This is a genomic window from Flavonifractor sp. An306, from assembly GCF_002159455.1.
Classification (GTDB): Bacteria; Bacillota; Clostridia; order Oscillospirales; family Oscillospiraceae; genus Flavonifractor.
In genome coordinates, this window is sequence record NZ_NFIQ01000254.1 from 1 (window position 1) to 599 (window position 599).

Consider the following 599-nt stretch of genomic DNA (forward strand, 5'->3'; position numbering starts at 1 on the left):
GCAAAGTTCGGATACCCACCCGGGCAATTCCCAGCCTGCATAATTCAGGGAGGGATTTGATGCAAGACATATTGACCTGCGCCATGGGACTGGATATTCATCGTGACGTTATTGTTGCCTGTCTTGCCAAAGGTGAACTGGGCACCGATCCGGAAATCGAGATTCGCTCCTTCAGCACACTTATCCCGGAAATGCGGAAACTGCGGGATTGGGTGTTGGAAGCAGAGTGCCGCTATGTCGCTATGGAGAGCACCGGGATCTACTGGCAGCCTATTTACGAAATGCTGGAGCCATGTTTTGATGGGCAGATCAGCATTCTGGTCGTGAATGCCCGCCACATGAAGAATGTGCCTGGGCGCAAAACGGATATGCGGGACGCGCAATGGATCGCCACATTGCTCCGTGCCGGATTACTAAAGGGAAGTTTTATCCCAGATAAGACCTTCCGGGAACTGCGGCATCTGACCCGGTATCGTAAGAGCATCGTTCGCGACATTACCGCCCAAAAGAATCGCATCGATAAATTTCTGCAAAGCTCCGGTTTCCGCTTCACAGCGTTTCTGTCGGACGCATTTGGCGCTTCCGGGCGAAACATCATC

The 599-nt window shown here is 52.6% G+C and carries 1 protein-coding gene; it reads left to right on the forward strand.

Going from position 1 to position 599, the window contains the following annotated elements; all coding sequences use genetic code 11:
• Window positions 1-59: 59 nt before the first annotated feature.
• Window positions 60-599 (forward strand): transposase (locus B5F88_RS19980; RefSeq protein ID WP_140402247.1); only part of this gene is annotated, 540 nt, incomplete at its 3' end.